The following is a 21,195-nucleotide window of genomic DNA, read 5'->3' as shown; positions in this document are numbered from 1 at the left end:
TCCAATTTTATGAATAAAATCACAGCAGCAATTACGGCTGTAGGTGGCTATGTGCCTGAAGATGTTTTGACCAATGAAATGTTGGAAAAAATGGTGGAAACGACCGATGAGTGGATCACCAGCAGAACAGGGATTAAAGAGAGGCGCATTCTTAAAGACCCAAACAAGGGAACTTCATATTTAGCAATCCAGGCTGCAAAGGAAATACTTCAAAAAACTGACCTGGACCCAAAAGAAATAGATCTTATTATTATGGCAACTGCCACTCCTGATATGCCCGTTGCGGCTACAGGTGTGCATGTAGCATCAGAAATTGGAGCGATAAATGCATTTTCTTACGATTTGCAGGCAGCTTGTTCCAGCTTTCTATATGGGATGTCTACAGGAGCTGCTTATATAGAATCTGGTAGATATAAAAAAGTGCTTGTTATAGGTGCTGATAAGATGTCTTCCATTATCGATTATACAGACCGTACAACTTGTATCATCTTTGGAGATGGAGCAGGCGCTGTTCTTATGGAACCAAATGATGAAGGTTTCGGACTTCAGGATGAAATTCTAAGAAGTGACTCCATTGGTAGAAATTCTTTGAGAATTGAAGCCGGTGGATCATTGATGCCACCATCAGAAAAAACGGTATCAGAAAAACTACACTACGTGAAGCAGGATGGAAAGACTGTCTTCAAATTTGCAGTTTCAAACATGGCCGGAGTTAGTGCACAGATCATGGAAAGAAATGGTCTTACTAACGAAGATGTGAACTGGCTGGTTGCACATCAGGCAAATAAGCGTATCATTGATGCTACTGCAAATAGAATGAACCTTAACGATGAAGATAAAGTGTTAATGAACATTCAGAGGTATGGAAACACTACTTCTGCGACATTACCACTATTATTAAGCGATTACGAAAAACAGTTTAAAAAAGGAGATAACTTAATATTTGCCTCATTTGGAGGTGGCTTCACATGGGGAGCTGCTTACTTGAAATGGGCTTATAACTCATAAAAAAACCAACACCAATTATTATGGATTTAAAGGAAATTCAGAATCTGATAAAATTTGTAGCCAAGTCTGGCGCAAGTGAGGTAAAACTGGAAACAGGAGATGTAAAAATTACCATTAGAACAGGTTCAGACGAAAAGGAAACTACCATAGTACAACAGGTTCCGGTAGGAGGGCAGCAAATGCCACAAATGCCGGCTCAACAGCCACAACAACAGCAGGCTCCTGCAACCCAGGAAAGTGCTCCTCAGAAAGAGGAAGCTAAACCAGCTGCTGATGACGATTCAAAATACATCACTGTAAAGTCACCAATCATTGGTACTTTCTATAGAAAACCATCTCCAGATAAGCCTACTTTTGCGGAAGTTGGGGATACGGTAAAAGAAGGAGATGTACTTTGTATTATCGAAGCGATGAAACTTTTCAACGAGATAGAAAGTGAAGTTTCAGGAAAGATCGTAAAAGTATTGGTAGATGATTCATCTCCGGTAGAATTTGATCAGCCACTATTCTTAGTAGATCCGTCATAAATTACTGCCCGTTTTAACAACTGCAAGCCCTTTCTTGGGCTTCAGAACTTTAAAAGCAACTAGGTATGTTTAAAAAAATATTAATTGCCAACAGAGGGGAAATCGCACTGCGCGTTATTCGCACCTGTAAAGAAATGGGTATTAAAACGGTTGCAGTATATTCTACTGCCGATGCTGAAAGTTTGCATGTAAGATTTGCTGATGAAGCAGTTTGCATCGGACCAGCACCGAGTAACCTTTCTTACCTTAAAATATCGAATATTATCGCTGCAGCGGAAATTACCAATGCAGACGCTATACATCCGGGATACGGATTTCTTTCTGAAAATGCCAAATTTTCAAAGATCTGTGAAGAACATGAAATTAAATTCATCGGTGCTTCTCCAGACATGATTGCGAAAATGGGAGATAAAGCAACTGCAAAAGCTACTATGAGAGCTGCAGGAGTTCCATGTGTTCCAGGATCAGAAGGAATATTAAAAGATTATAAAGAATGCCTTAAACTGGCAAAAGAGATCGGATTTCCAGTGATGCTAAAAGCTACTGCCGGAGGTGGTGGTAAAGGAATGCGCGCTGTCTGGAAAGAAGAAGAACTCGAGCCAGCATGGGAGTCGGCTAGAAAAGAGGCCGACGCATCTTTTGGAAACGATGGGATGTATATGGAAAAGCTAATTGAAGAGCCACGCCATATCGAAATCCAGATCGTTGGAGACAGTAGCGGTAAGGCCTGTCACCTTTCTGAAAGGGACTGTTCAGTTCAACGTCGTCACCAGAAATTAACCGAGGAAACTCCTTCTCCTTTCATGACAGATACGCTTCGTAAGAAAATGGGTGAGGCTGCGGTAAAAGCTGCTGAATTCATTAAATATGAAGGAGCTGGAACTGTTGAATTCCTTGTAGATAAGCACAGAAATTTCTACTTCATGGAAATGAACACACGTATCCAGGTAGAACATCCAATCACTGAACAGGTAATTGATTATGACCTTATTCGTGAGCAAATCCTTGTAGCTTCAGGAGTGCCAATTTCAGGAAAGAATTATTTCCCTCAGTTACATTCTATCGAGTGTAGAATTAATGCAGAGGATCCATATCATGGTTTTAGACCATCACCAGGAAAGATTACCAATCTTCATGCACCTGGAGGTCACGGAGTAAGAATAGATACTCATGTTTATAGCGGATATATCATCCCGCCAAACTACGACTCTATGATCGCGAAATTGATCACTACCGCTCAAACCCGAGAAGAAGCGATCAATAAGATGAAACGTGCACTGGACGAGTTCGTGATAGAGGGTATTAAAACCACGATCCCTTTCCATCGTCAGCTAATGGATCATCCAGATTATGTTGAAGGAAATTACACCACAAAATTCATGGAGGATTTTAAGATGAAACCTCTGGAAGAATAAAATTAAGCCCCGGTTTTTCCGGGGTTTTTTTATATCTATTATTTTGTAATTTCAGCCTTAGAAAAACCAACCTATGAACTTTTCTTTCTGGGAAACCGATTCCTGGTTCACTAATATCGACTATTGTATTATTGGTAGTGGAATAACCGGTCTTAATTGCGCCCTACGATTACGGGAAAATTCTCCAAACGCTAAGATCCTTATTCTCGAGAAAGGAATGTTACCCGAGGGAGCGAGTACCAAGAATGCCGGTTTCGCCTGTTTTGGAAGTATATCAGAAATCTTGGATGATCTAAATACGCATTCTAAAGAGGAAGTCGTAAACCTGGTTAAAAAGCGTACAGAAGGCCTTGATTTGCTTCGGAAGAATCTTGGGGATGATATTATAGATTTTCAGAATTGGGGTGGTTATGAACTATTCACCGAGGCCGACGAGCAGCTCTACGAAGAATGTCTGCAAAGAATTCCTGAAGTAAACGATCTTTTAAAACCGATTTTTGAAGATGATGTTTTCGAGATTTCAGAAAATAACTTTGGTTTCAGAAATATTCAACCGAAGCTAATCTATAATAAATTCGAAGCGCAGATAGATACCGGTAAGATGATGTCAGCTTTGGTAAAAAAAGCCATTGAGAATGACATTAAAATACTGAACGCTACGAAAGTATCAGAATTTCATTCAGATTCTAATTCAGTTTCAATAATTACAGAGAAATTTCAAATCACTGCTAAAAATTTGATCATCGCTACTAACGGCTTCGCTTCCAGGCTTGGAATAGAAGATGTTAAGCCTGCCCGGGCACAAGTGCTGATTACAGAACCTCTGGAAAATATTCCCTTTAAAGGAACTTTTCATTTAGACAAAGGTTATTATTATTTCCGTAATATTGGGAATAGGGTTTTATTTGGTGGCGGAAGAAACCTGGATTTTAAAACAGAGGAAACAGACGAAATTGGTCTTACCGATCTGATCCAGGATAAATTGAAGGAACTTTTGAAAACCTGTGTGCTTCCAGAAACCGATTATAAAATTCAGCAATCCTGGAGCGGGATCATGGGTGTAGGCGAGCAAAAAAAACCAATTATCAAAGAAGTTCAGAAAAACGTTTACTGTGGAGTTCGCCTGGGCGGAATGGGAATCGCCATTGGTAGTCTTGTAGGTAAAGAAATTGCAGATCTAGCATCAAAATCATGATAAAAAAATTTTTCAGATTTATTTTTAAGCTTCTCCTGGGGCTATTTCTATTTAGCATCCTAATCGTGGTGGTTTACAAATGGGTTCCGGTTCCATTTACTCCATTAATGGCAATCAGGTATTTTGAAAATTCGGAGGAGCCCGTTGAACATGAATGGGTGCCTATTGAAAATATCTCGAGACATCTTCAACTTGCAGTAATTTCAAGTGAAGATCAAAACTTCACCAAGCATAGCGGGTTCGATTTTGAGTCAATTCAAAAGGCGATGGAAGATAATCGTTCGGGAAGAAAAGTGCGCGGTGCATCTACCATATCTCAGCAAACTGCCAAGAATGTTTTCTTGTTTCCCAGTAGAACCTGGTTTAGAAAAGGCCTCGAAGCCTATTTTACTTTTTTAATAGAAATCATTTGGAGTAAAGAACGAATTTTAGAGGTTTACCTTAACAGTATTGAAATGGGAAAAGGTGTTTATGGTGCTCAGGCGGCATCGCAGCACTGGTTTAAAAAGGATGCGGCTAATCTTTCAGCTTATGAAGCCGCGGCTATTGCATCAGTACTTCCAAATCCCAGGGAATACAGGGCTAATCCTGCTTCAGACTTTATACAAAGAAGAAAAAACTGGATTGTAAGGCAGATGCAGAATTATGGAAAATTTATTCTTGATTAATGGATCATTCCACGAAAGAAAAATTGATACTTGCCTGCAGGGAATATTTGGAAACTAAAGCTGCAGTGGTTCGAAAGGCGATGAATGGTCTTAAGGAAGATCTCGAAAATGAATCAAAAAGTAGTGCTGGAGATAAATATGAAACCGGTCGTGAAATGATCAATATCGAATGGAATAAGCTCAGTAATCAGCTAAATCAATATGACCAGTTAAGTAAGATCCTGAGTAGGATCGAAGATCAGAAATCAGCTAAAAATGTTGTTTTAGGGAGTTTGGTTATCACTAATTCAGCAAAATTTTTTATTTCCATTCCGGCGGGAGAGATCAAAGTTAGTGACGAACAGTTTTACGCGGTTGGAGTAAAAGCCCCAATTTCACAGCAGTTATTAGGAAAGTCAAAAGGCGAGACCTTTATATTCAACGGAAAAGAATTTCAAATACTTGAAGTTATTTAATTCGCTCATTGATAAGAGAATCTGAAATTTTCAAATTGATCACAGTTCCTTTTTTCAAATCTTCCTGATGATCTATCAGAACTTTTTCTCCATTTAATTCCGCTTCAATAAGGAAACTTTCACCTTTAAAATAAGACTTTTTTACTATCGCCTGTATTTTGGAATTTTCAGTTATCTGGATCTCATGAGGGTATAGTACAACACGTTTTCTGCCTTTCTCATTCTGCAGAATATTCTTCAGCATGATATGATTTACATCTCCGAATAATGAAGCCACATATTTATTCGGCGGATTACGATATAAATCCTCCGGTGATCCATCAGCATATATCCTGGCGTTTTTTAAGACAAAAGTCCTGTCAGCAAAAGAAAGCGCATCCGTACTGTCATGAGTTGCGATGATACAGGTAATCTCTTTTTCCTTTAAGTATGAAAACAGTCGTCTTCTCAGGTTATTTTTTCTGAAATGGTCTATATGGCTAAATGGCTCGTCAAGAAGAAGTATTTCCGGCTCTTTTGCCAATGCCCTGGCCAACGCAATTCGTTGTTGCTGACCACCACTGAGTAATTTTGCTTTTTTATTGGCAAGGTCTCCCATTTCTACCACTTCCAGAAGATCTTTGATCCTTCTCTTCTTTTTAATAGGGTAGAAGTTGCTTAAATGCTTTCCAACATTTTCAGCAGCCGTTAGGGGAAGCATTAGATCGAAATCCTGTGCAAGGTATTTTATAAATGGTTCACCTGGAACCAGGTTAAAATTAGGACCGAGTAATTCTTTTTCATTCCAGAAGATCTTGCCATCGGTATGAAGCAACCCATAAATGAGCTTTAATAAGGTACTTTTCCCGCAACCACTCTGTCCAATAATTGAAATATTCTGGCCTTTCTCAAGGCTGAAATTGATATTTTTAAGTACTGGTTCTTTGTCGTAGGCGAAGCTTACATTCTGGAGTTTAAGCATAGAGATCTAATAGATAGCCGAAAGTTAAAATAAAAAAAGCGCGGAACATAATCCGCGCTTTAAGATATTGCCAATGAATATTATTATCCTTTTACCTTCTTATTAACCTCGCTCGGTAAGGTTTTATAACCCATATTGTAAAGTGTAAATCCGAATATATCTGCATATTCTTCAATGATCATGCTTGTTGGTTTACCTGCACCGTGTCCTGCTTTAGTTTCAATTCTAATAAGAACAGGTTCATTTCCAGCCTGCTTTTCCTGAAGTTCAGCAGCAAATTTAAATGAATGTGCTGGCACTACCCGGTCATCATGATCTCCGGTGGTAACCATAGTTGCAGGATATTCAACACCTTCTTTCACATTGTGAACAGGAGAATAACCATAGAGATATTCAAACATTTCCTTATTGTCTTCAGAAGTTCCATAATCATAGGCCCATCCTGCCCCTGCAGTGAAGGTATGATATCTCAGCATATCCATAACCCCAACTGCCGGTAAAGCAACTTTCATAAGATCTGGACGCTGAGTCATGGTGGCACCTACAAGTAATCCTCCGTTTGACCCACCTCTAATCGCGAGGTAATCGCTTGAAGTATATTTATATTCTATCAGGTATTCTGCAGCAGAAATAAAATCATCAAACACATTCTGTTTTTTCAGCTTAGTTCCTGCATCATGCCATTCCTTTCCGTATTCTCCGCCACCTCGTAGGTTTGGTACTGCATAAACTCCGCCTTGCTCCAGCCAAACACTCATAGCGGTGCTAAAGCCTGGAGTTAGGCTAATATTGAATCCGCCATAACCATAAAGAATGGTTGGATTCTTTCCGTTTAACTCAGTTCCTTTTTTATAGGTGATGATCATAGGAACTTTCGTTCCGTCTTTAGAATCGAAGAAAACCTGTTTGCTTTCAAAGTTTTCAGGGTTAAAATCGATACTTGGTTTGTTATAAACTTCAGAAGTACCCGCTTCGATATCGTACTTATAGATAGTTCCCGGAGTTACATAGTTTGTAAATGAATAATATAGAACCTCTTCATCTTCTTTAGCACCAAATCCTCCTGCTGAACCAATTCCAGGAAGTTCAACATCACGAACCAGCTTTCCGTTAGAATCGTATTGTTTTACCTGTGATATGGCATCAACCATATATTCAGCAAAGAAATATCCTCCACCGGTTGACGGACTCAATACGTTCTCAGTTTCTGGAATAAAATCCTCCCAGTTGTCTGGCGTTGGATTGGAAGCATCTACACTAACAATTCGTTTATTCGGCGCATCAAGATTGGTAACAATAAAAAGTTTACTTCCATCATTCTTGATCACATAAGAATCTGTATCCTCATTATCAAGAACCGTAACAAGTTCAGGATTTTTCTTCGTAAGATCCATCAGGAATAATTTTCCTCCAGATGTTGAATTTCTTGCAGAAATCGTAAGATAACGGTCATCTTCTGTAACTCCTCCACCAACATATCTGTGTTTCTGATCTGCAGAATCTCCAAAGATCACCTTGTCTTCAGACTGTGCAGTTCCCAGTTTGTGATAATATAATTTATGCTGATCTGTCTTTGCTGAAAGCTCGCTTCCATCTGGCTTATCATAACTTGAGTAAAAGAAACCATCATTTCCTTTCCATGACATTCCGCTGAATTTCACATCCTTGATCGTGTCGCCAAGAATTTCATTGTTTTCAGCATTCATTACGATGATCTTTCTCCAGTCGCTTCCACCTTCAGAAATTGAATAAGCGAAAGTTTTCCCGTCTTTAGAGAAGCTCATACCGCCTAGAGAAGTTGTTCCGTCCTCGCTAAATTTGTTAGGATCAAGAAAGATCTCAGCTTCGCCATCTTCACCTTTTTTGCGATACATCACGCTCTGGTTCTGTAAACCGTCATTTTTGAAGAAATAGATATAATCACCTTCTGTAAAAGGAGCGCTTAATTTTTCATAATCCCATAATTCGGTTAGCCTTTTCTTAAGCTTATCGCGGTAGGGAATATTATCTAAATAATTAAAGGTGACTTTATTTTCAGCCTGAACCCAATTTTCAGTTTCTTCGCTTCGGTCGTCTTCCAGCCAGCGATATGGGTCTTTTACCTTAGTTCCGAAATAATCGGTTACGGTGTCTACTTTTTTAGTTTCTGGATAATTCAAGGCAGTTGTTTCAGTTTTTTTATCATCATCATTACAGGCGCTTAAAAGCCCTGCAGCAATGAACATGGTAATCATTTTTTTCATAGAATTTGTTTCATTAATACATAAAATTAGTATAAAAAAAGCCTGAAAGTTACATTCCTTCAGGCCATTAAGATATTGAATAATTTAAATATTTATATCAACTCCTTCTGTACCAAATATTCAGCGATCTGTACTGCGTTGGTAGCAGCTCCTTTTCTAAGATTATCGGCAACGATCCACATGTTAAGTGTATTTGGCTGCGAATAATCTCTTCTGATCCTTCCCACGAAAACATCATCTTTTCCTTCCGCATATATCGGCATTGGGTACGTATTCACCGCAGGATTATCCTGAACCGTGATACCAGGAAATTCGCTAAGAAGCTTTCTAACTTCTGCTTCATCAAAATTCTGGCTAAACTCGATATTCACAGATTCTGAATGTCCGCCAACTACCGGAATTCTAATTGCGGTGGCGGTAACTTTTACTGAATCATCTCCAAGGATCTTCTTAGTCTCATTGCTGAGCTTCATCTCTTCCTTGGTATAACCGTTCTCCTGAAAAACATCACAGTGAGGTAAGGCATTTCTATGAATAGGATAAGGATACGCCATTTCACCTTTCTCTCCGGAATATTCATTCTCCAGTTGCTGAACGGCTTTTACGCCCGTTCCTGTTATAGATTGATAGGTTGAAACTACCACACGTTTGATATTATATTTATCATGAAGTGGCTTTAAAGCCATTAAAAGCTGAATGGTTGAACAGTTAGGATTAGCAATGATCTTATCTGTTTTGCTTAAAAGATTTGCATTGATCTCTGGTATTACAAGTTTATTTTCAGGATTCATTCTCCAGGCTGAAGAATTATCAATTACCGTAGTTCCAACTTCAGCAAATTTAGGTGCCCAGGTTAAAGAAGTGTCTCCTCCTGCAGAAAAGATGGCGATCTCAGGTTTCATCGCTACTGCATCTTCAAGACCAACTATTTCAAATTCCTTCTCTCCGAATTTTACTTTTTTACCAACAGATCTTTCTGAAGCTACAGGTATCAATTCAGTAAGCGGAAAATTTCTTTCTTCCAGGACTTTTAGCATTACGCTTCCAACCATTCCGGTGGCTCCAACAACAGCTACTTTCATATTAAAGGCTACTTTTTTAAAATTTTGATTGCAAAGGTATTAGTTGCATATAAACCTAATGAGTTTAGAACTAAAAAATTATTCTTAGTGTAAAAATTTATACGCATTTACAGATTTTGTTAAAAAAAGACCCCCGATTTTTGCCGGGGGTTTATGATTAAAATAAGTAGTGTAGCGGTAAGCGTACTTCTTTTATGGGTTTTGTTTTCTTAGTTCGTCTCTAATTTCAGTAAGTAAAACCTCCTCCTTAGTTGGTCCTGCAGGTGCTGCAGCCTCTTCTTTTTTCTTGGTTTTTTCATAAGCTCTTAAAAATAAGAATATGAACAAGCCTACCAGGATAAAGTACATTATTGCCTGTATTAGATTCCCATATGTGATCACTGCTGCATTGGCTTCCTGTGCTGCTTCAAGACTGGCATAAGTCTCACCATCCAGAGAGATAAATTTCTGTGTGAAATCTACTCCACCGGTCAACAAACCAATGATAGGCATAAATACATCTGCAACAACAGAGGAAATCACTTTATTAAATGCTGCTCCAATGATCACCGCAGTGGCAAGGGCAACAATATCCTTCTTTAAAAGGAATGCTTTAAAATCTGAAAAAAAGCTCATAGACAAGTATTAGTAGTTAGTCGAGCCTAATTTATATAAAAAATTTGAATTTGGTAATTGTACGTCTATTCAGGTATGATCTTGCGTGTAACTCGACGTTGGATACCAGTGATCAATTCATAGGAAATAGTTCCTCCTGCTTCCGCAAATTTTACCGGATGCTGAGGTCCGCCAAAAACGATAACCTCGTCACCTTCTTCGCAATCTATGCCGGTAACATCTATCATGATAATATCCATGCACACATTTCCTACAATTGGGGCATACTCTCCATTTACAAATACTCCAGCTTTTTGTTTACCGTAGATTCGGTTAATACCATCGGCATGGCCAACAGGAAGCGTCGCTATTCTTGAAGGTTTTTCCACCTTAAAACTACGGTTATAACCAACGGTCGCTCCCTTGTCTAATTTCCTGATCTGGGATATGATCGTTTTTAACTTTCCAACAGGTTTCAAGTATGGATCTACCGTTTCATCGTTTCCGTATCCATAAAGCCCGATTCCGGTTCTCACCATGCTGAATGCAGCTTTAGTATAATTAATAACTCCCGAGGTATTGCAAATATGCAACAGTGGTTCGTGTTCAAGATCTTTGATAAGCTCCCAGCTCATTTTCCTGAAAAGATCTATCTGTCCCACGGTAAAATCTCTTTCCTGCCAGTCTTCACTAGCAGCAAGATGAGAAAATACAGAGGCGATCTTTAAAGTAGGAGTTGTAGAAATCAGTTCTTTTACCGTTTCAATTTCCGGCTGATCAAATCCAAGCCTGTTTAAGCCTGTATTCAGTTTAATATGAACCGGGTAATTCTTCTGTTTCAGCTTTTCAGCGGTGGCAATAAATGATCTTAATATTTTTTCACTGTACAGGTTTGGTTCCAGACAATGTTCTATGATCTCTTCAAAATGGGTGAATTGTGGATGAAGTACAAGAATTGGTTTCGTGATCCCATTTTCTCTTAATCTAATTCCTTCTTCAACATAAGCAACCGCAAAATAATCGGTACCCAGTTCTTCCAGTTTTTTGGCTATAGCTACAGAATCGCTTCCGTAGGCATGAGCTTTAACCACAGAAAGGAATTTTACATCCTTGTCTATTTTAGATCTTAAATAGCGGTAATTATGAGCCAGGTTTCCAAGATTGATCTCTAGAACAGTTTCTTTGGCTTCAGGCATTTTCTTCTTTGGGTTTTTGATTCAACTCTTCGGCATCGTTCACATCCAGTTTCTTAACCCTTTCTCGTAGCATAGCTTTATAGTATGCACCACGGCTTAGCGGTTCATATTCTTCATTTTCACCAAGAAATACAAGGTCGTCATTGATCGCTTTACGGTAGCTGAACTGGGCTAGATTTCCGGTTCTGGTGCAAACCGCATGTACTTTCGTAACATATTCGGCCGTAGCCATTAAATTGGGCATTGGTCCAAAGGGATTTCCTTTAAAGTCCATATCCAGTCCTGCTACGATCACTCTAACTCCCTGGTTAGCCAGGTCATTACAAACAGTCACGATCTCATCATCAAAGAATTGTGCTTCATCAATTCCCACAACGTCACACCCATCTGCCAGAATTCTGATATTCGAGGCGGAAGGTACCGGTGTTGAACGTATTTCATTGGAGTCATGAGACACCACCATTTCTTCGTCATAACGGGTGTCTATAGCAGGTTTGAAGATCTCTACATTCTGTTTGGCGAATTTGGCGCGCTTGAGTCTACGTATAAGTTCTTCCGTTTTTCCGGAAAACATAGAGCCGCAAATAACCTCAATCCAGCCAAATTGCTCTTCGTGATTTACTGTATTTTCGAGAAACATTTTGTATTTTTCAAATCGAAACGGGGAAATACCTCTTTCGCATAAAGGTGGAACAAATTTATTAAAAATACAACCCTGTCTAAGGGTGAATCATTAAAGTTATGAAAAAGAAAATCGAAGCAGATCTTGTTCGAATTGCTGAAAAGATTCTCAATGAGAAAGGTACATTGGATGCAGGACAACTAAAGGAAATGGCGAAGGATCTTTATGAAAAACTTACTGTATTAGCTTTCACTGAAAAACATCTCACTGTAGAAGATACAACGTCTAAACCTGTTCAGGCTGAAAAACCTCAACCACAGGCACCAAAGACACCTTCTCACGATGAGTTCTATCCTGATGGGACAGAATATAACGAAGACTACGAGGCGATCACAGAGCCTAATACTGAAAAAATAAAGGATATCGTAGCCCAGATGCCGCCAGAAACTGAAAAGGTGGATCATATGATGAGTAACATCAATGCGGCACCTCAGAAACCAAAACCGGCGCAGCCTAAACAGGAAAATCAGGATAAATCTGATTACAGAAATATTGGGGTAGATTATGATAATCTTCCAGATTTTGAACCGGTTAACCATGTTGAAAAGAATAATAAGCCAAGATCCCTGAACGATCGTTTAAAGAAAGGAATCAATATTGGGTTAAATGAACGTCTTGCTTATATCAAAAACTTATTTGATGGTAATACAGCAGACTATAATCGTGTACTTTCTCAATTAAATACTTTTACCAGCCTTGAAGAAGCTACAAAATTCATTGAATTGGTAGTAAAACCAGATTACAACCACTGGGAAGGAAAAGAGAACTACGAAGAGCGTTTTATGGCGCATATCGAAAATAAATTCAGCAATTAGGATATTCTGATTTATGGGAAAATTGTTTCTGGTTCCAACACCAATTGGAAACCTGGAGGATATTACTTTTAGAGCCATTAGAGTTCTAAAGGAGGCTGATCTTATTCTTGCTGAAGACACCCGAAATAGTGGAAAACTATTGAAGCATTTTGAGATTCAGACGCAGATGTTCAGTCACCATATGCATAATGAACATAAAACTGTAGACAGTATCGTATCCAGGATCAAAGCCGGTGAAACTGTGGCTTTAATTAGTGACGCTGGTACCCCGGCCATTTCAGACCCAGGATTCTTACTTACTCGCGCCTGTGTGGAAGCAGGCGTTGAAGTTGACTGTCTTCCAGGAGCCACCGCTTTTGTTCCAGCTTTAGTGAATAGTGGACTTCCCAATGATAAATTTGTATTTGAAGGCTTTTTACCGGTGAAAAAAGGAAGACAAACCAGGTTAAAATTACTTGCTGAAGAAACCAGAACTATGGTGTTCTATGAATCACCACATAAGCTTATAAAAACTCTAGGCCATTTTTCAGAATATTTCGGAGAGGACAGAAGAGTTTCTGTTTCCAGAGAGATCACTAAAATGCACGAAGAAACTATACGAGGCACCGCTGCTGAGGTTCTTCAACATTATACCGATAATCCGCCGAAAGGTGAGATCGTGGTAATTGTAGAAGGGAAATCCTAATCTTTTTGGAAGATCTTATCAGGGAAATACGGCAATGTAAACTTTGTAAAGAGCATCTTCCATTAGGAGCAAATCCCATTATAGAAGCTAATCGAAATTCAAAAATTGTTTTAATAAGTCAGGCGCCCGGAAGAGTGGTGCACGAATCTGGTATTGCGTGGAAAGATCAAAGCGGAAAAAAACTTCGCGAATGGTTGGGTGTAAATGATGATACCTTTTACAATACCGATAATTTCGCGATTCTTCCAATGGGCTTTTGCTATCCGGGAAAAGCTAAAACAGGAGATTTGCCACCCAGGAAGGAATGTGCTCCCTTATGGCATGAATCAGTTTGGGATCAACTGGAGAATGTTCGGTTAAAGATCATTATTGGTTCATATTCGGCAAATTATTACCTCGGAAAAAAAGAAAATCTAACTCAGAAAGTAAAGAATTTTGAAAAGTTCCTGCCTGAATTCTGGACCTTGCCACATCCATCTCCGGTGAACAGGTTCTGGAGAATGAAAAATCCTTGGTTCGAGAACGAAATCGTACCAAAATTACAGGAAAAAATTCAGAAAATATTAAGCTGAAAAATTCAATTCTGGTAACTTGATTTTTGCTAATTTCGGCTTCAATCCTATTTACATTTTACCTATGCGCTGGACTTTAAAACCCAAACCTGATCCTATTACCGTCAATTCTCTGGCAGACAGGTTAGGTGTGGGAATTCCGGTAGCAAGGCTTCTTGTTCAAAGAGGAATTTCCAGTTTTGAGGAAGCAAAAAAGTTTTTCAGACCAGAACTCAAAGATCTTCATGATCCTTTTCTAATGAAGGATATGGGTAAAGCAGTTGAGCGAATTGAACTGGCTATTAAGAATGGAGAAAATATCATGGTCTATGGCGATTATGATGTAGATGGTACAACTAGTGTAGCCTTAATGTCTTCATTTCTGAAGTTTCGCTATCCTAATGTCACTACTTATATTCCAGATCGTTATGAAGAAGGTTATGGTATATCGTATCAAGGAATAGATTATGCAGAAGATAACGATATCCATTTGATAATTGCTCTGGATTGCGGTATCAAGGCAATCGAAAAAGTAGCTTATGCGAAGGAAAAAGGGATAGATTTTGTGATCTGTGATCACCACCGTCCTGGTTCTGAAATTCCTGATGCGGTAGCGGTTCTGGATCCTAAAAGATCAGACTGTTCATATCCTTATGATGAACTTTGCGGGTGCGGTGTAGGTTTTAAATTAATTCAGGCTATCACGAAGAAGAATAATGAACCTGAAGAAACCTTGCTGCCATATCTGGATCTTGTAGCTACAGCAATTGGTGCCGATATTGTGCCCATAACTGGCGAAAACAGAATACTTGCTTATCACGGTCTGCACGTAATAAACGTTGCTCCGCGAAAAGGGATCAGCAGTTTACTTGGAGATCGTAAAAATGTTAGTATTACTGATGTTGTATTTATAGTGGCGCCTCGAATAAATGCGGCTGGTAGGATGAAACATGGTTTACATGCAGTAAATCTATTAACCGAAGAAGATGCGGAAATTTCTGCGCAATATGCTGAAGAGATCGAGGCTTATAATACCGACAGGAGAAGTGCCGATAAATCTATAACCGAAGAAGCCAGACAGCAAATCATTCAGAAAAATGAAGAAGAGCGATTAACAACGGTCGTATATGACGAGAACTGGCATAAAGGAGTAATAGGGATCGTAGCCAGTCGCTTGACTGAAACCTGGTACAGACCAACGCTCGTTTTTACAAAAAGCGGGGAAAAGCTGGCTGCTTCCGCAAGATCTGTAAAAGGCTTTGATGTCTACGAGGCATTAGAATCTTGTAAAGAATATATTGAACAATTTGGTGGTCATAAATACGCCGCCGGTTTAACTCTAATGGAATCGGAGTACTTGAATTTCAAGGCTAAGTTCGAGGAAGTAGTTTCAGAAACTATAGACAGAACTTTGCTAACCCCCGAAATTAATATTGATGCTGAGCTTCAGTTGCAGGATATCACCCCTAAATTTTACAGGATCCTGAAGCAATTTGCTCCATTTGGTCCTGGAAATATGTCTCCCGTTTTTATAAGTCGTGGATTAACTGATACTGGTTTCGGAAAATGTGTGGGCGAAGATAAAACTCACCTAAAATGCCAGGTAAGGCAGGATAAGAACGGACCTGCATTTGATGTTATCGGATTCAATCTAGGCCCAAAACTGGAACTTATAGAACAGGGAAAAAAGTTCGATGCTGTCTATAGTCTTGATGAGAATACCTGGAATGGAAATACAAAGATCCAGTTAAAGCTGAAGGATATCCGGGAGAGTATCTAGGACTTCAGTTTCTTTAAACTCAAATTTTCACCGTCAAATTCTGCATAGGTATAATGCGCTATCCAGTCTCCAGTATTAATATAAGTTGACTTCCCATTTAGATCAATTTCTAAAGGCAGGTGCCTATGGCCAAAAAGAAAATAGTCATAATGTTTTGACTCCAACTTTCTTCGGCAATACTGAATAAGCCACTCTTTGTCCTCCCCAAGAAACTCCATGTCTTCTTCTCCTGAAATTGCTTTATTCTTAACCGAAAAGTATTGAGCTAATGGTACACCAAGATCAGGATGTAACCATCTGTAAAGCCATTTTGAAAGCGGATTGGTAAAAACCTTTTTCATTCGCTTATAGCCTTGGTCTCCGGGACCTAAACCATCACCGTGGCCAATAAGAAAGTTCTTTCCGTTGAATTCAAATTCTTTAGGTTGGTGATAAACGGGAATGTTGAGTTCTTTTTCAAAATAATTGTTCATCCACAGGTCGTGATTGCCAACAAAGAAATAGACAGGTATTCCACTATCCTTGATCTCAGCCAATTTGCCAAGTGTTCTTACAAAGCCTTTAGGAACCACATGTTTATACTCAAACCAAAAATCGAATAGATCACCAAGCAGGAATATCGCAGCAGCATCTTCTTTGATCTCATCCAGCCATTTCACGAAAACAGCCTCTCGCTTCCGGCTTTCTTCCATGGTTGGAGCGCCAAGATGATTATCACTTGAAAAGTAGAGCTTTTTACCTTGAGGGATATTCATAAATGCTTAGTTGGAAGTAAATATATGGAAAACTGACTTTTCACAATGGTTAACAAAAAAGTGTAGCTCGTTATTTTACTTATTATCGCTGGCATACCACTCAGCAAAAGAAGTTTCGGTTTCCTGAAGTTTTAAAGAATGAAGATTAATATGTGAAGGCAAATGTTTCTTGATCTTTTCAGCAAAATCTATGACCATATTTTCACTGGTAGGCTGGTAATCTACTAAGATCACATGATGTCCGCGATCTTTCAGCTCCTTAGCCAGTTCAACATGTGGAGTGTTTTTATTGAACACCGTCGCATGATCAAAATGGTCTACGATCTCAGACTTTACGATCTTTTTCAGATCTCCAAAATCTATCACCATCCCAAATTTCACATTTTCATTATTTGTAATAGGTTCTCCAATTACGGTAACACTTAGCTTATAGCTATGACCATGTACATTGCGGCATTTTCCGTCGTATCCATAAAGTGCGTGACCGGTTTCAAATGAAAATTGTTTGGTGATTCTAATGTTGCTCATTTCAGCCTATTTTGGTACAAAGATAATTGAATTTTTATGCCTGAATTTTTAACATTTTTGAATTTACTTTCCGAACTATATTTGCGAAATTTTCCATGCTATGCAAAATACAGATCAGGAACTTTTTGAGCAGATAGATTTTAGAGAGAACCCTTTATTTGAAAGGATCATCGAGGATCTATTGGAAAAAAAATATAGTGTCGTTGACAGTTTTTTTGAGCCTGATGAGGTAGAGGTTCTCCGTAACCATCTATTGCAGAAATATGAAGAAGATAATTTCAAAAAAGCTGCGATTGGAAATAAAACAAGCGAGATCATAGAGCGATCTATTCGTGGTGATTTTATTCTCTGGATAAACGAAGCTGAGGCAGGTATTGCTGAAAATATCTATTTCAAAAAGATCAATGCCATGGTGGAATACCTGAACAGAACTTGTTTTATGGGGATTCTAACTAAGGAATTTCATTATGCTTTATATCCTGAAGGTACTTTTTACAAACGTCACTTAGATACTTTTCAGAATGATGGAAGAAGAAAGTTATCTATGGTGTGCTACCTGAATAATGAAGATTGGAAGCCGGAAAATGGAGGAGAGCTAGCGATCTATCTTGATGAGAATGGCGAGGAAAAACAAATTGATATCTATCCCTTTCCCGGGCGCGTGGTAATTTTTGAAAGCCAGGAACTGGAACACGAAGTGAAGCCAGTTAAAGTACCAAGATTGAGTATTACCGGCTGGTTAAAGACGAGATAATTATTTACGGAATCTTTTATATATAAAAAGTCCAATCAGGATCAAGGCTAATATTAGCCAGAATCCCATTCCGCTTAAAAAACTAAAAAATTCCCGGGTATCCTGATCCATCAATTCTTATGTTTTCGTGAGTTTCTAACGTTCCATCGGTGACGCGCAAAAAAGAATAAAGCTAATAAAACAATGATAGCAAGCAAGTACCAGAAATTCTCGGTTACGAATTCCTGAATTGTCCAGCCCCACTCCTGCACTTCACTAGGATCTTTATCTTTAGGTAAATGCTCCTGCATCATGGTTTAGAATTAAAAGTTTTTCTCATGATAACCACCACAATTATTCCTATGAGCAAACCAAGGATCAGAAAAATATTCTCGCCAAGAAACTGGCCTACCTGATATCCTTTTTCATAAGCCGAATCTTTTACAAGATCCTGTATAAGAGAAATGGGTTTCATTACTATTTTTTAAATTTAGCCAAAGCCTTCTTAGTAAAGTCTGAAAGTACTAATTCTCCGGAAATTGCAGCTCTTTCATCAAGAAGTTCAGTCCAGTGATCAGTATCCTTCCACAATGTCTTTTTCATTTCTAATAAAGCCTGCGGATTATATGAAGCCAGCTTTTCAGTAAAATACGCTACTTCATTATCAAGATCTTTCAAATCTTCAAAAACCTTTGCATACAAACCTTTTTCTTTCGCCCAATAAGCATTTTTCCATTCGTGTGCAGCCAGAGTCATTTCTGCCAGACCATCAACTCCTATTTTTCTTTCGACTGCCGGAGCAATTACAAAAGGACCAATTCCTATGCTTAATTCTGATAGTTTTATCGCTGCTGCTTCTGTGGCCATGGCATAATCGCAAGCTGCAACCAGACCAACTCCACCACCAACAGTTTTCCCCTGAACGCGTCCAAAGATCAGCTTCTTACATTTTCTCATGGCGTTGATCACCTTTGCAAAACCGGAGAAGAATTGTTTACCGGTTTCAAGATCTTCAATCTCTATTAGTTCGTCAAAAGAAGCTCCGGCACAAAATGCCTTTTCACCCTCAGACTTTAATAATATGACATTTACAGAATCATCTTCAGATAATTTATTGATCTCTTTTTCCAGTCGGTCTAAAAGCACCGATGGAAATGAATTACTGGCAGGATGGCCAAATTCAAGGCTTGCAATCTTATTTTCTATGTGTGTATATAAACTTCCGTTCTCGCGGCTGGTAGTCATAAATAATCAGTTTTCCCCAAAGTTAATCATATTGAAGTAAAGCGATGGCTAACTTAACAGAATCTAAACTTCCTTTTGAAGATATTTTCTACGGAAATAAACCACAAGGGTGCTACTTCTAATAAGCATCCACACGAAGAAGGCGATCCAGATACCGTACAATTTCAGTCCGAAATAATCTGAAATCAGAAGGGCAGGAGTGAAGCCCAGAAAGGTTGCAACAAGCAATACATTTCTTAAATATTTTGCTTCACCTAGACCTTTAAAGATCCCGTCGAACATAAAGGCGATCGCATTCACGGGTTGCATGAGTAAAACAATCCAGAAAACAGATGAGAAAAGTGCAAGTACGCTGGCCTCCTTATTAAAAAGCAAACCTATTTGATCATAGAACAAAGCGCAAAGTCCCATCAGGATTAATGCGATCAAAACGGCATATTTACTGATCTTTTTACTAAGCTCCCATAAATTCTTATAATCCATGGCTCCAAGTAATTTTCCTCCAATTGCGTTGCCTGCATTCGCATATCCATCTATAAAAAAGCTGAAGAACAGCCAGATATTCATCAAAATACTTTGGGCGGCTATATAATTCTTACCATAATCTGTAGCATAGGCATTCGCCAGGTAAATAGCGAAATTCAATGCTGCAGTTCGTATGAATAAATTTGCAGCCATTAATAACAAGCCTTTCATTCGCGGATTTATATTCAGACTTAATTTTAAATGAAAAGATGTTTTCCTGAAAAAGAACCAGAAAGCCATAATAAGCATGGTCGCCTGGGCAGCTAGACTGGCGTATGCCGCACCTTTTAAGTGCATAGGAGGAATTAAGCCATCTACCCCGTAAACCAGCAGATAATCCAGCGCAATGTTCACAGCGGCTCCGGTAAGACTACACTTCATTGCCCATAATGTATTTTGTAATCCTCTAAAAACCCCGAAAATTGCGAAAGTAACCAGGGTTAAAGGATATCCCAGCGCCCTTATCTGGTAGTAATCTTCAGAATATTGGAGGATCAAACCATCTGCATTGTAAGCACTGAAAATACTTTCAGCAAAAAATGCGGTTAAACCATATATCAGAAGACTGAATAGAAAATTGAAAAATATTGCTTGTGGGATCAATGTCTTGACGGCATGTAGCCTGTTGGCTCCTAAATGTTGCGAAACAATGGCCGAGATTGCAGTTTTGGTTTGAGCTACAATCCAGATTATAGCAGAAAGAAAAGAACCAACAATTCCAGCTGCTGCAAGAGCTTCTATTGAATTCTTGTCTACATTACCAATTACCGCGATATCCGTAAGAGAGATCAGTGGTTCGGCAATTCCGGCGATTATTGCCGGAATAGCAATCTTATTAATGTTTTTAAAACTTACTGAATTCTCCAAAGCTTACTTTACTGAAAAGCAAATATAGAACGCGCCCGATTAAATTAGCAATTCATAGCAATAAAATGGTGATTTGCTCTGCTTTGGAAAGTAGATGTTCCCTAATCTTTGATAACCCCTTGCTTCGTAAAATTTCTGGTTTCTAAGGTTCTCGCTGAAGGTGTCCAATCTTACCGATTCAAATTGATTTTTACGGGCATAGTTTTCAGCAAAAGCCATTAATTTCTGAGCGTATCCTTCTCCCCAAACTGAAGGATGAGTAGCCAGCCGATGTATATAGATGTTATTTTCTGAATTGCTTAACCATTTGATGGGAATATATTCCTCATCCATTTCTTCTGTAATCACGATAATTCCAATGATCTTATTGTTATTTTCAAACACGATTAATTCTTCCTTTTCGATGTCATTCTGAAGTTTTTCAAGAGAAGGATAATTTTCGTTCCATTGATAAATTTTCTTCTCGATCATTGCTTGAGCACAAGCTTCGGTTAGCTTCTTTATCTCCGGAAGTTCAGTAATGATGGCCTTTCTAATCATTTTCAGGTCAAAAAATAAACATTTCTATATTTAGTAAAAATTACTACATTTGCCCATAGCCGGGGGATTAGCTCAGCTGGCTAGAGCGTTTGGCTGGCAGCCAAAAGGTCATCGGTTCGACTCCGATATTCTCCACAAAAAAACC

General features: G+C 38.8%; 24 protein-coding genes and 1 tRNA gene. 12 read left to right on the top strand and 13 right to left on the bottom strand.

Going from position 1 to position 21,195, the window contains the following annotated elements:
• Positions 1 to 9 precede the first annotated feature (9 nt).
• From RE431_RS11745 to RE431_RS11720, 6 genes are all read left to right on the top strand, one after another.
• Positions 10 to 1,008: a beta-ketoacyl-ACP synthase III gene (locus RE431_RS11745; RefSeq protein ID WP_309562176.1), complete on the top strand. Its 999-nt coding sequence runs from the start codon at positions 10 to 12 to the stop codon at positions 1,006 to 1,008.
• 20 nt (positions 1,009 to 1,028) lie between these two features.
• A complete protein-coding gene (gene accB, locus RE431_RS11740) occupies positions 1,029 to 1,535 on the top strand; it encodes an acetyl-CoA carboxylase biotin carboxyl carrier protein (protein ID WP_309562175.1) in 507 nt (168 codons plus the stop codon).
• A gap of 65 nt (positions 1,536 to 1,600) precedes the next feature.
• Positions 1,601 to 2,950 (top strand): acetyl-CoA carboxylase biotin carboxylase subunit, encoded by a 1,350-nt coding sequence (gene accC, locus RE431_RS11735; RefSeq protein WP_309562174.1) that lies wholly within the window; start codon positions 1,601 to 1,603, stop codon positions 2,948 to 2,950.
• A 73-nt stretch (positions 2,951 to 3,023) separates the two neighbouring features.
• Entirely contained in the window at positions 3,024 to 4,145 is a 1,122-nt protein-coding gene (locus RE431_RS11730) for an NAD(P)/FAD-dependent oxidoreductase (protein WP_309562173.1), read from the top strand.
• The gene (mtgA, locus tag RE431_RS11725) at positions 4,142 to 4,813 is read left to right on the top strand and encodes a monofunctional biosynthetic peptidoglycan transglycosylase (protein ID WP_309562172.1); all 672 of its coding nucleotides are present in this window, start codon (positions 4,142 to 4,144) and stop codon (positions 4,811 to 4,813) included. Before RE431_RS11730 ends, mtgA begins: the two co-directional genes overlap by 4 nt.
• On the top strand, positions 4,813 to 5,268 hold the full coding sequence (locus RE431_RS11720; protein WP_309562171.1) for a transcription elongation factor: 456 nt from the start codon (positions 4,813 to 4,815) through the stop codon (positions 5,266 to 5,268). Before mtgA ends, RE431_RS11720 begins: the two co-directional genes overlap by 1 nt.
• Here RE431_RS11720 and RE431_RS11715 read toward each other — a convergent pair.
• The 6 genes from RE431_RS11715 to RE431_RS11690 all read right to left on the bottom strand — a co-directional run bounded on the left by RE431_RS11715 (position 5,261) and on the right by RE431_RS11690 (position 11,984).
• Positions 5,261 to 6,229, bottom strand: coding sequence for an ABC transporter ATP-binding protein (locus tag RE431_RS11715; protein WP_309562170.1), 969 nt, complete (start codon positions 6,227 to 6,229; stop codon positions 5,261 to 5,263). The genes RE431_RS11720 and RE431_RS11715 overlap by 8 nt on opposite strands.
• 83 nt (positions 6,230 to 6,312) lie before the next feature.
• Positions 6,313 to 8,472, bottom strand: a complete 2,160-nt coding sequence (locus RE431_RS11710) for a prolyl oligopeptidase family serine peptidase (protein ID WP_309562169.1) — start codon at positions 8,470 to 8,472, stop codon at positions 6,313 to 6,315.
• A gap of 92 nt (positions 8,473 to 8,564) precedes the next feature.
• Positions 8,565 to 9,554, bottom strand: a complete 990-nt coding sequence (locus RE431_RS11705) for an aspartate-semialdehyde dehydrogenase (protein WP_309562168.1) — start codon at positions 9,552 to 9,554, stop codon at positions 8,565 to 8,567.
• A gap of 192 nt (positions 9,555 to 9,746) precedes the next feature.
• Positions 9,747 to 10,169 (bottom strand): large conductance mechanosensitive channel protein MscL, encoded by a 423-nt coding sequence (mscL, locus tag RE431_RS11700; protein WP_309562167.1) that lies wholly within the window; start codon positions 10,167 to 10,169, stop codon positions 9,747 to 9,749.
• A 65-nt stretch (positions 10,170 to 10,234) separates the two neighbouring features.
• Positions 10,235 to 11,344: an alanine racemase gene (gene alr, locus RE431_RS11695; RefSeq protein ID WP_309562166.1), complete on the bottom strand. Its 1,110-nt coding sequence runs from the start codon at positions 11,342 to 11,344 to the stop codon at positions 10,235 to 10,237.
• Complete coding sequence (locus RE431_RS11690; RefSeq protein WP_309562165.1) at positions 11,337 to 11,984, bottom strand: thymidine kinase; 648 nt, start codon at positions 11,982 to 11,984, stop codon at positions 11,337 to 11,339. Before RE431_RS11690 ends, alr begins: the two co-directional genes overlap by 8 nt.
• A gap of 101 nt (positions 11,985 to 12,085) precedes the next feature.
• Between RE431_RS11690 and RE431_RS11685 the strand changes: the two genes are divergently transcribed.
• The 4 genes from RE431_RS11685 to recJ all read left to right on the top strand — a co-directional run bounded on the left by RE431_RS11685 (position 12,086) and on the right by recJ (position 15,857).
• The gene (locus RE431_RS11685) at positions 12,086 to 12,841 is read left to right on the top strand and encodes a hypothetical protein (RefSeq protein WP_309562164.1); all 756 of its coding nucleotides are present in this window, start codon (positions 12,086 to 12,088) and stop codon (positions 12,839 to 12,841) included.
• Positions 12,842 to 12,854: 13 nt separating this feature from the next.
• Complete coding sequence (gene rsmI, locus RE431_RS11680; RefSeq protein ID WP_309562163.1) at positions 12,855 to 13,526, top strand: 16S rRNA (cytidine(1402)-2'-O)-methyltransferase; 672 nt, start codon at positions 12,855 to 12,857, stop codon at positions 13,524 to 13,526.
• A gap of 5 nt (positions 13,527 to 13,531) precedes the next feature.
• On the top strand, positions 13,532 to 14,098 hold the full coding sequence (locus tag RE431_RS11675; protein ID WP_309562162.1) for a uracil-DNA glycosylase family protein: 567 nt from the start codon (positions 13,532 to 13,534) through the stop codon (positions 14,096 to 14,098).
• Between the two features lie 64 nt (positions 14,099 to 14,162).
• A complete protein-coding gene (recJ, locus tag RE431_RS11670; protein ID WP_309562161.1) occupies positions 14,163 to 15,857 on the top strand; it encodes a single-stranded-DNA-specific exonuclease RecJ in 1,695 nt (564 codons plus the stop codon).
• Here recJ and RE431_RS11665 read toward each other — a convergent pair.
• Together RE431_RS11665 and RE431_RS11660 are read right to left on the bottom strand one after the other, a co-directional pair.
• The gene (locus RE431_RS11665) at positions 15,854 to 16,612 is read right to left on the bottom strand and encodes a UDP-2,3-diacylglucosamine diphosphatase (RefSeq protein WP_309562160.1); all 759 of its coding nucleotides are present in this window, start codon (positions 16,610 to 16,612) and stop codon (positions 15,854 to 15,856) included. The two genes, recJ and RE431_RS11665, sit on opposite strands and share 4 nt — an antisense overlap.
• A gap of 75 nt (positions 16,613 to 16,687) precedes the next feature.
• Positions 16,688 to 17,140, bottom strand: a complete 453-nt coding sequence (locus RE431_RS11660) for a 6-pyruvoyl trahydropterin synthase family protein (protein WP_309562159.1) — start codon at positions 17,138 to 17,140, stop codon at positions 16,688 to 16,690.
• 100 nt (positions 17,141 to 17,240) lie between these two features.
• On the opposite strand from RE431_RS11660, the gene RE431_RS11655 reads away from it, so the two are divergent.
• Positions 17,241 to 17,894: a 2OG-Fe(II) oxygenase gene (locus RE431_RS11655; protein WP_309562158.1), complete on the top strand. Its 654-nt coding sequence runs from the start codon at positions 17,241 to 17,243 to the stop codon at positions 17,892 to 17,894.
• A 110-nt stretch (positions 17,895 to 18,004) separates the two neighbouring features.
• Here the strand turns inward: RE431_RS11655 and RE431_RS11650 are convergent, their stop codons facing one another.
• From RE431_RS11650 to RE431_RS11630, 5 genes are all read right to left on the bottom strand, one after another.
• Positions 18,005 to 18,187, bottom strand: a complete 183-nt coding sequence (locus RE431_RS11650) for a hypothetical protein (RefSeq protein ID WP_309562157.1) — start codon at positions 18,185 to 18,187, stop codon at positions 18,005 to 18,007.
• Positions 18,184 to 18,348: a hypothetical protein gene (locus RE431_RS11645; protein ID WP_309562156.1), complete on the bottom strand. Its 165-nt coding sequence runs from the start codon at positions 18,346 to 18,348 to the stop codon at positions 18,184 to 18,186. Before RE431_RS11645 ends, RE431_RS11650 begins: the two co-directional genes overlap by 4 nt.
• Before the next feature lie 2 nt (positions 18,349 to 18,350).
• Entirely contained in the window at positions 18,351 to 19,118 is a 768-nt protein-coding gene (locus tag RE431_RS11640; protein ID WP_309562155.1) for an enoyl-CoA hydratase/isomerase family protein, read from the bottom strand.
• A gap of 63 nt (positions 19,119 to 19,181) precedes the next feature.
• The gene (locus RE431_RS11635; protein WP_309562154.1) at positions 19,182 to 20,510 is read right to left on the bottom strand and encodes an MATE family efflux transporter; all 1,329 of its coding nucleotides are present in this window, start codon (positions 20,508 to 20,510) and stop codon (positions 19,182 to 19,184) included.
• 39 nt (positions 20,511 to 20,549) lie between these two features.
• On the bottom strand, positions 20,550 to 21,050 hold the full coding sequence (locus tag RE431_RS11630) for a GNAT family N-acetyltransferase (protein ID WP_309562153.1): 501 nt from the start codon (positions 21,048 to 21,050) through the stop codon (positions 20,550 to 20,552).
• Between the two features lie 61 nt (positions 21,051 to 21,111).
• Between RE431_RS11630 and RE431_RS11625 the strand changes: the two genes are divergently transcribed.
• Positions 21,112 to 21,185 (top strand) — tRNA-Ala (locus RE431_RS11625).
• Positions 21,186 to 21,195 lie beyond the last annotated feature (10 nt).

This window comes from Christiangramia sediminicola (genome assembly GCF_031344135.1).
Taxonomy (GTDB): Bacteria; Bacteroidota; Bacteroidia; order Flavobacteriales; family Flavobacteriaceae; genus Christiangramia; species Christiangramia sediminicola.
Note: the sequence above shows the minus strand (reverse complement) of the source record. Positions and strands in the feature narration are given on the sequence as shown.

Excerpts from the sequence above, each read along its gene's own strand:
- RE431_RS11640 (WP_309562155.1), bottom strand. The coding sequence starts at position 19,118 with ATGACTACCAGCCGCGAGAACGGAAGTTTATATACACACATAGAAAAT.
- RE431_RS11685 (WP_309562164.1), top strand. The coding sequence starts at position 12,086 with ATGAAAAAGAAAATCGAAGCAGATCTTGTTCGAATTGCTGAAAAGATT.
- accC (WP_309562174.1), top strand. The coding sequence starts at position 1,601 with ATGTTTAAAAAAATATTAATTGCCAACAGAGGGGAAATCGCACTGCGC.
- RE431_RS11660 (WP_309562159.1), bottom strand. The coding sequence starts at position 17,140 with ATGAGCAACATTAGAATCACCAAACAATTTTCATTTGAAACCGGTCAC.
- RE431_RS11690 (WP_309562165.1), bottom strand. The coding sequence starts at position 11,984 with ATGTTTCTCGAAAATACAGTAAATCACGAAGAGCAATTTGGCTGGATT.
- mtgA (WP_309562172.1), top strand. The coding sequence starts at position 4,142 with ATGATAAAAAAATTTTTCAGATTTATTTTTAAGCTTCTCCTGGGGCTA.
- RE431_RS11645 (WP_309562156.1), bottom strand. The coding sequence starts at position 18,348 with ATGAAACCCATTTCTCTTATACAGGATCTTGTAAAAGATTCGGCTTAT.
- RE431_RS11715 (WP_309562170.1), bottom strand. The coding sequence starts at position 6,229 with ATGCTTAAACTCCAGAATGTAAGCTTCGCCTACGACAAAGAACCAGTA.
- RE431_RS11630 (WP_309562153.1), bottom strand. The coding sequence starts at position 21,050 with ATGATTAGAAAGGCCATCATTACTGAACTTCCGGAGATAAAGAAGCTA.
- alr (WP_309562166.1), bottom strand. The coding sequence starts at position 11,344 with ATGCCTGAAGCCAAAGAAACTGTTCTAGAGATCAATCTTGGAAACCTG.
- RE431_RS11730 (WP_309562173.1), top strand. The coding sequence starts at position 3,024 with ATGAACTTTTCTTTCTGGGAAACCGATTCCTGGTTCACTAATATCGAC.
- RE431_RS11650 (WP_309562157.1), bottom strand. The coding sequence starts at position 18,187 with ATGATGCAGGAGCATTTACCTAAAGATAAAGATCCTAGTGAAGTGCAG.
- mscL (WP_309562167.1), bottom strand. The coding sequence starts at position 10,169 with ATGAGCTTTTTTTCAGATTTTAAAGCATTCCTTTTAAAGAAGGATATT.
- RE431_RS11720 (WP_309562171.1), top strand. The coding sequence starts at position 4,813 with ATGGATCATTCCACGAAAGAAAAATTGATACTTGCCTGCAGGGAATAT.
- recJ (WP_309562161.1), top strand. The coding sequence starts at position 14,163 with ATGCGCTGGACTTTAAAACCCAAACCTGATCCTATTACCGTCAATTCT.
- accB (WP_309562175.1), top strand. The coding sequence starts at position 1,029 with ATGGATTTAAAGGAAATTCAGAATCTGATAAAATTTGTAGCCAAGTCT.
- RE431_RS11665 (WP_309562160.1), bottom strand. The coding sequence starts at position 16,612 with ATGAATATCCCTCAAGGTAAAAAGCTCTACTTTTCAAGTGATAATCAT.
- RE431_RS11710 (WP_309562169.1), bottom strand. The coding sequence starts at position 8,472 with ATGAAAAAAATGATTACCATGTTCATTGCTGCAGGGCTTTTAAGCGCC.
- RE431_RS11705 (WP_309562168.1), bottom strand. The coding sequence starts at position 9,554 with ATGAAAGTAGCTGTTGTTGGAGCCACCGGAATGGTTGGAAGCGTAATG.
- rsmI (WP_309562163.1), top strand. The coding sequence starts at position 12,855 with ATGGGAAAATTGTTTCTGGTTCCAACACCAATTGGAAACCTGGAGGAT.
- RE431_RS11655 (WP_309562158.1), top strand. The coding sequence starts at position 17,241 with ATGCAAAATACAGATCAGGAACTTTTTGAGCAGATAGATTTTAGAGAG.
- RE431_RS11745 (WP_309562176.1), top strand. The coding sequence starts at position 10 with ATGAATAAAATCACAGCAGCAATTACGGCTGTAGGTGGCTATGTGCCT.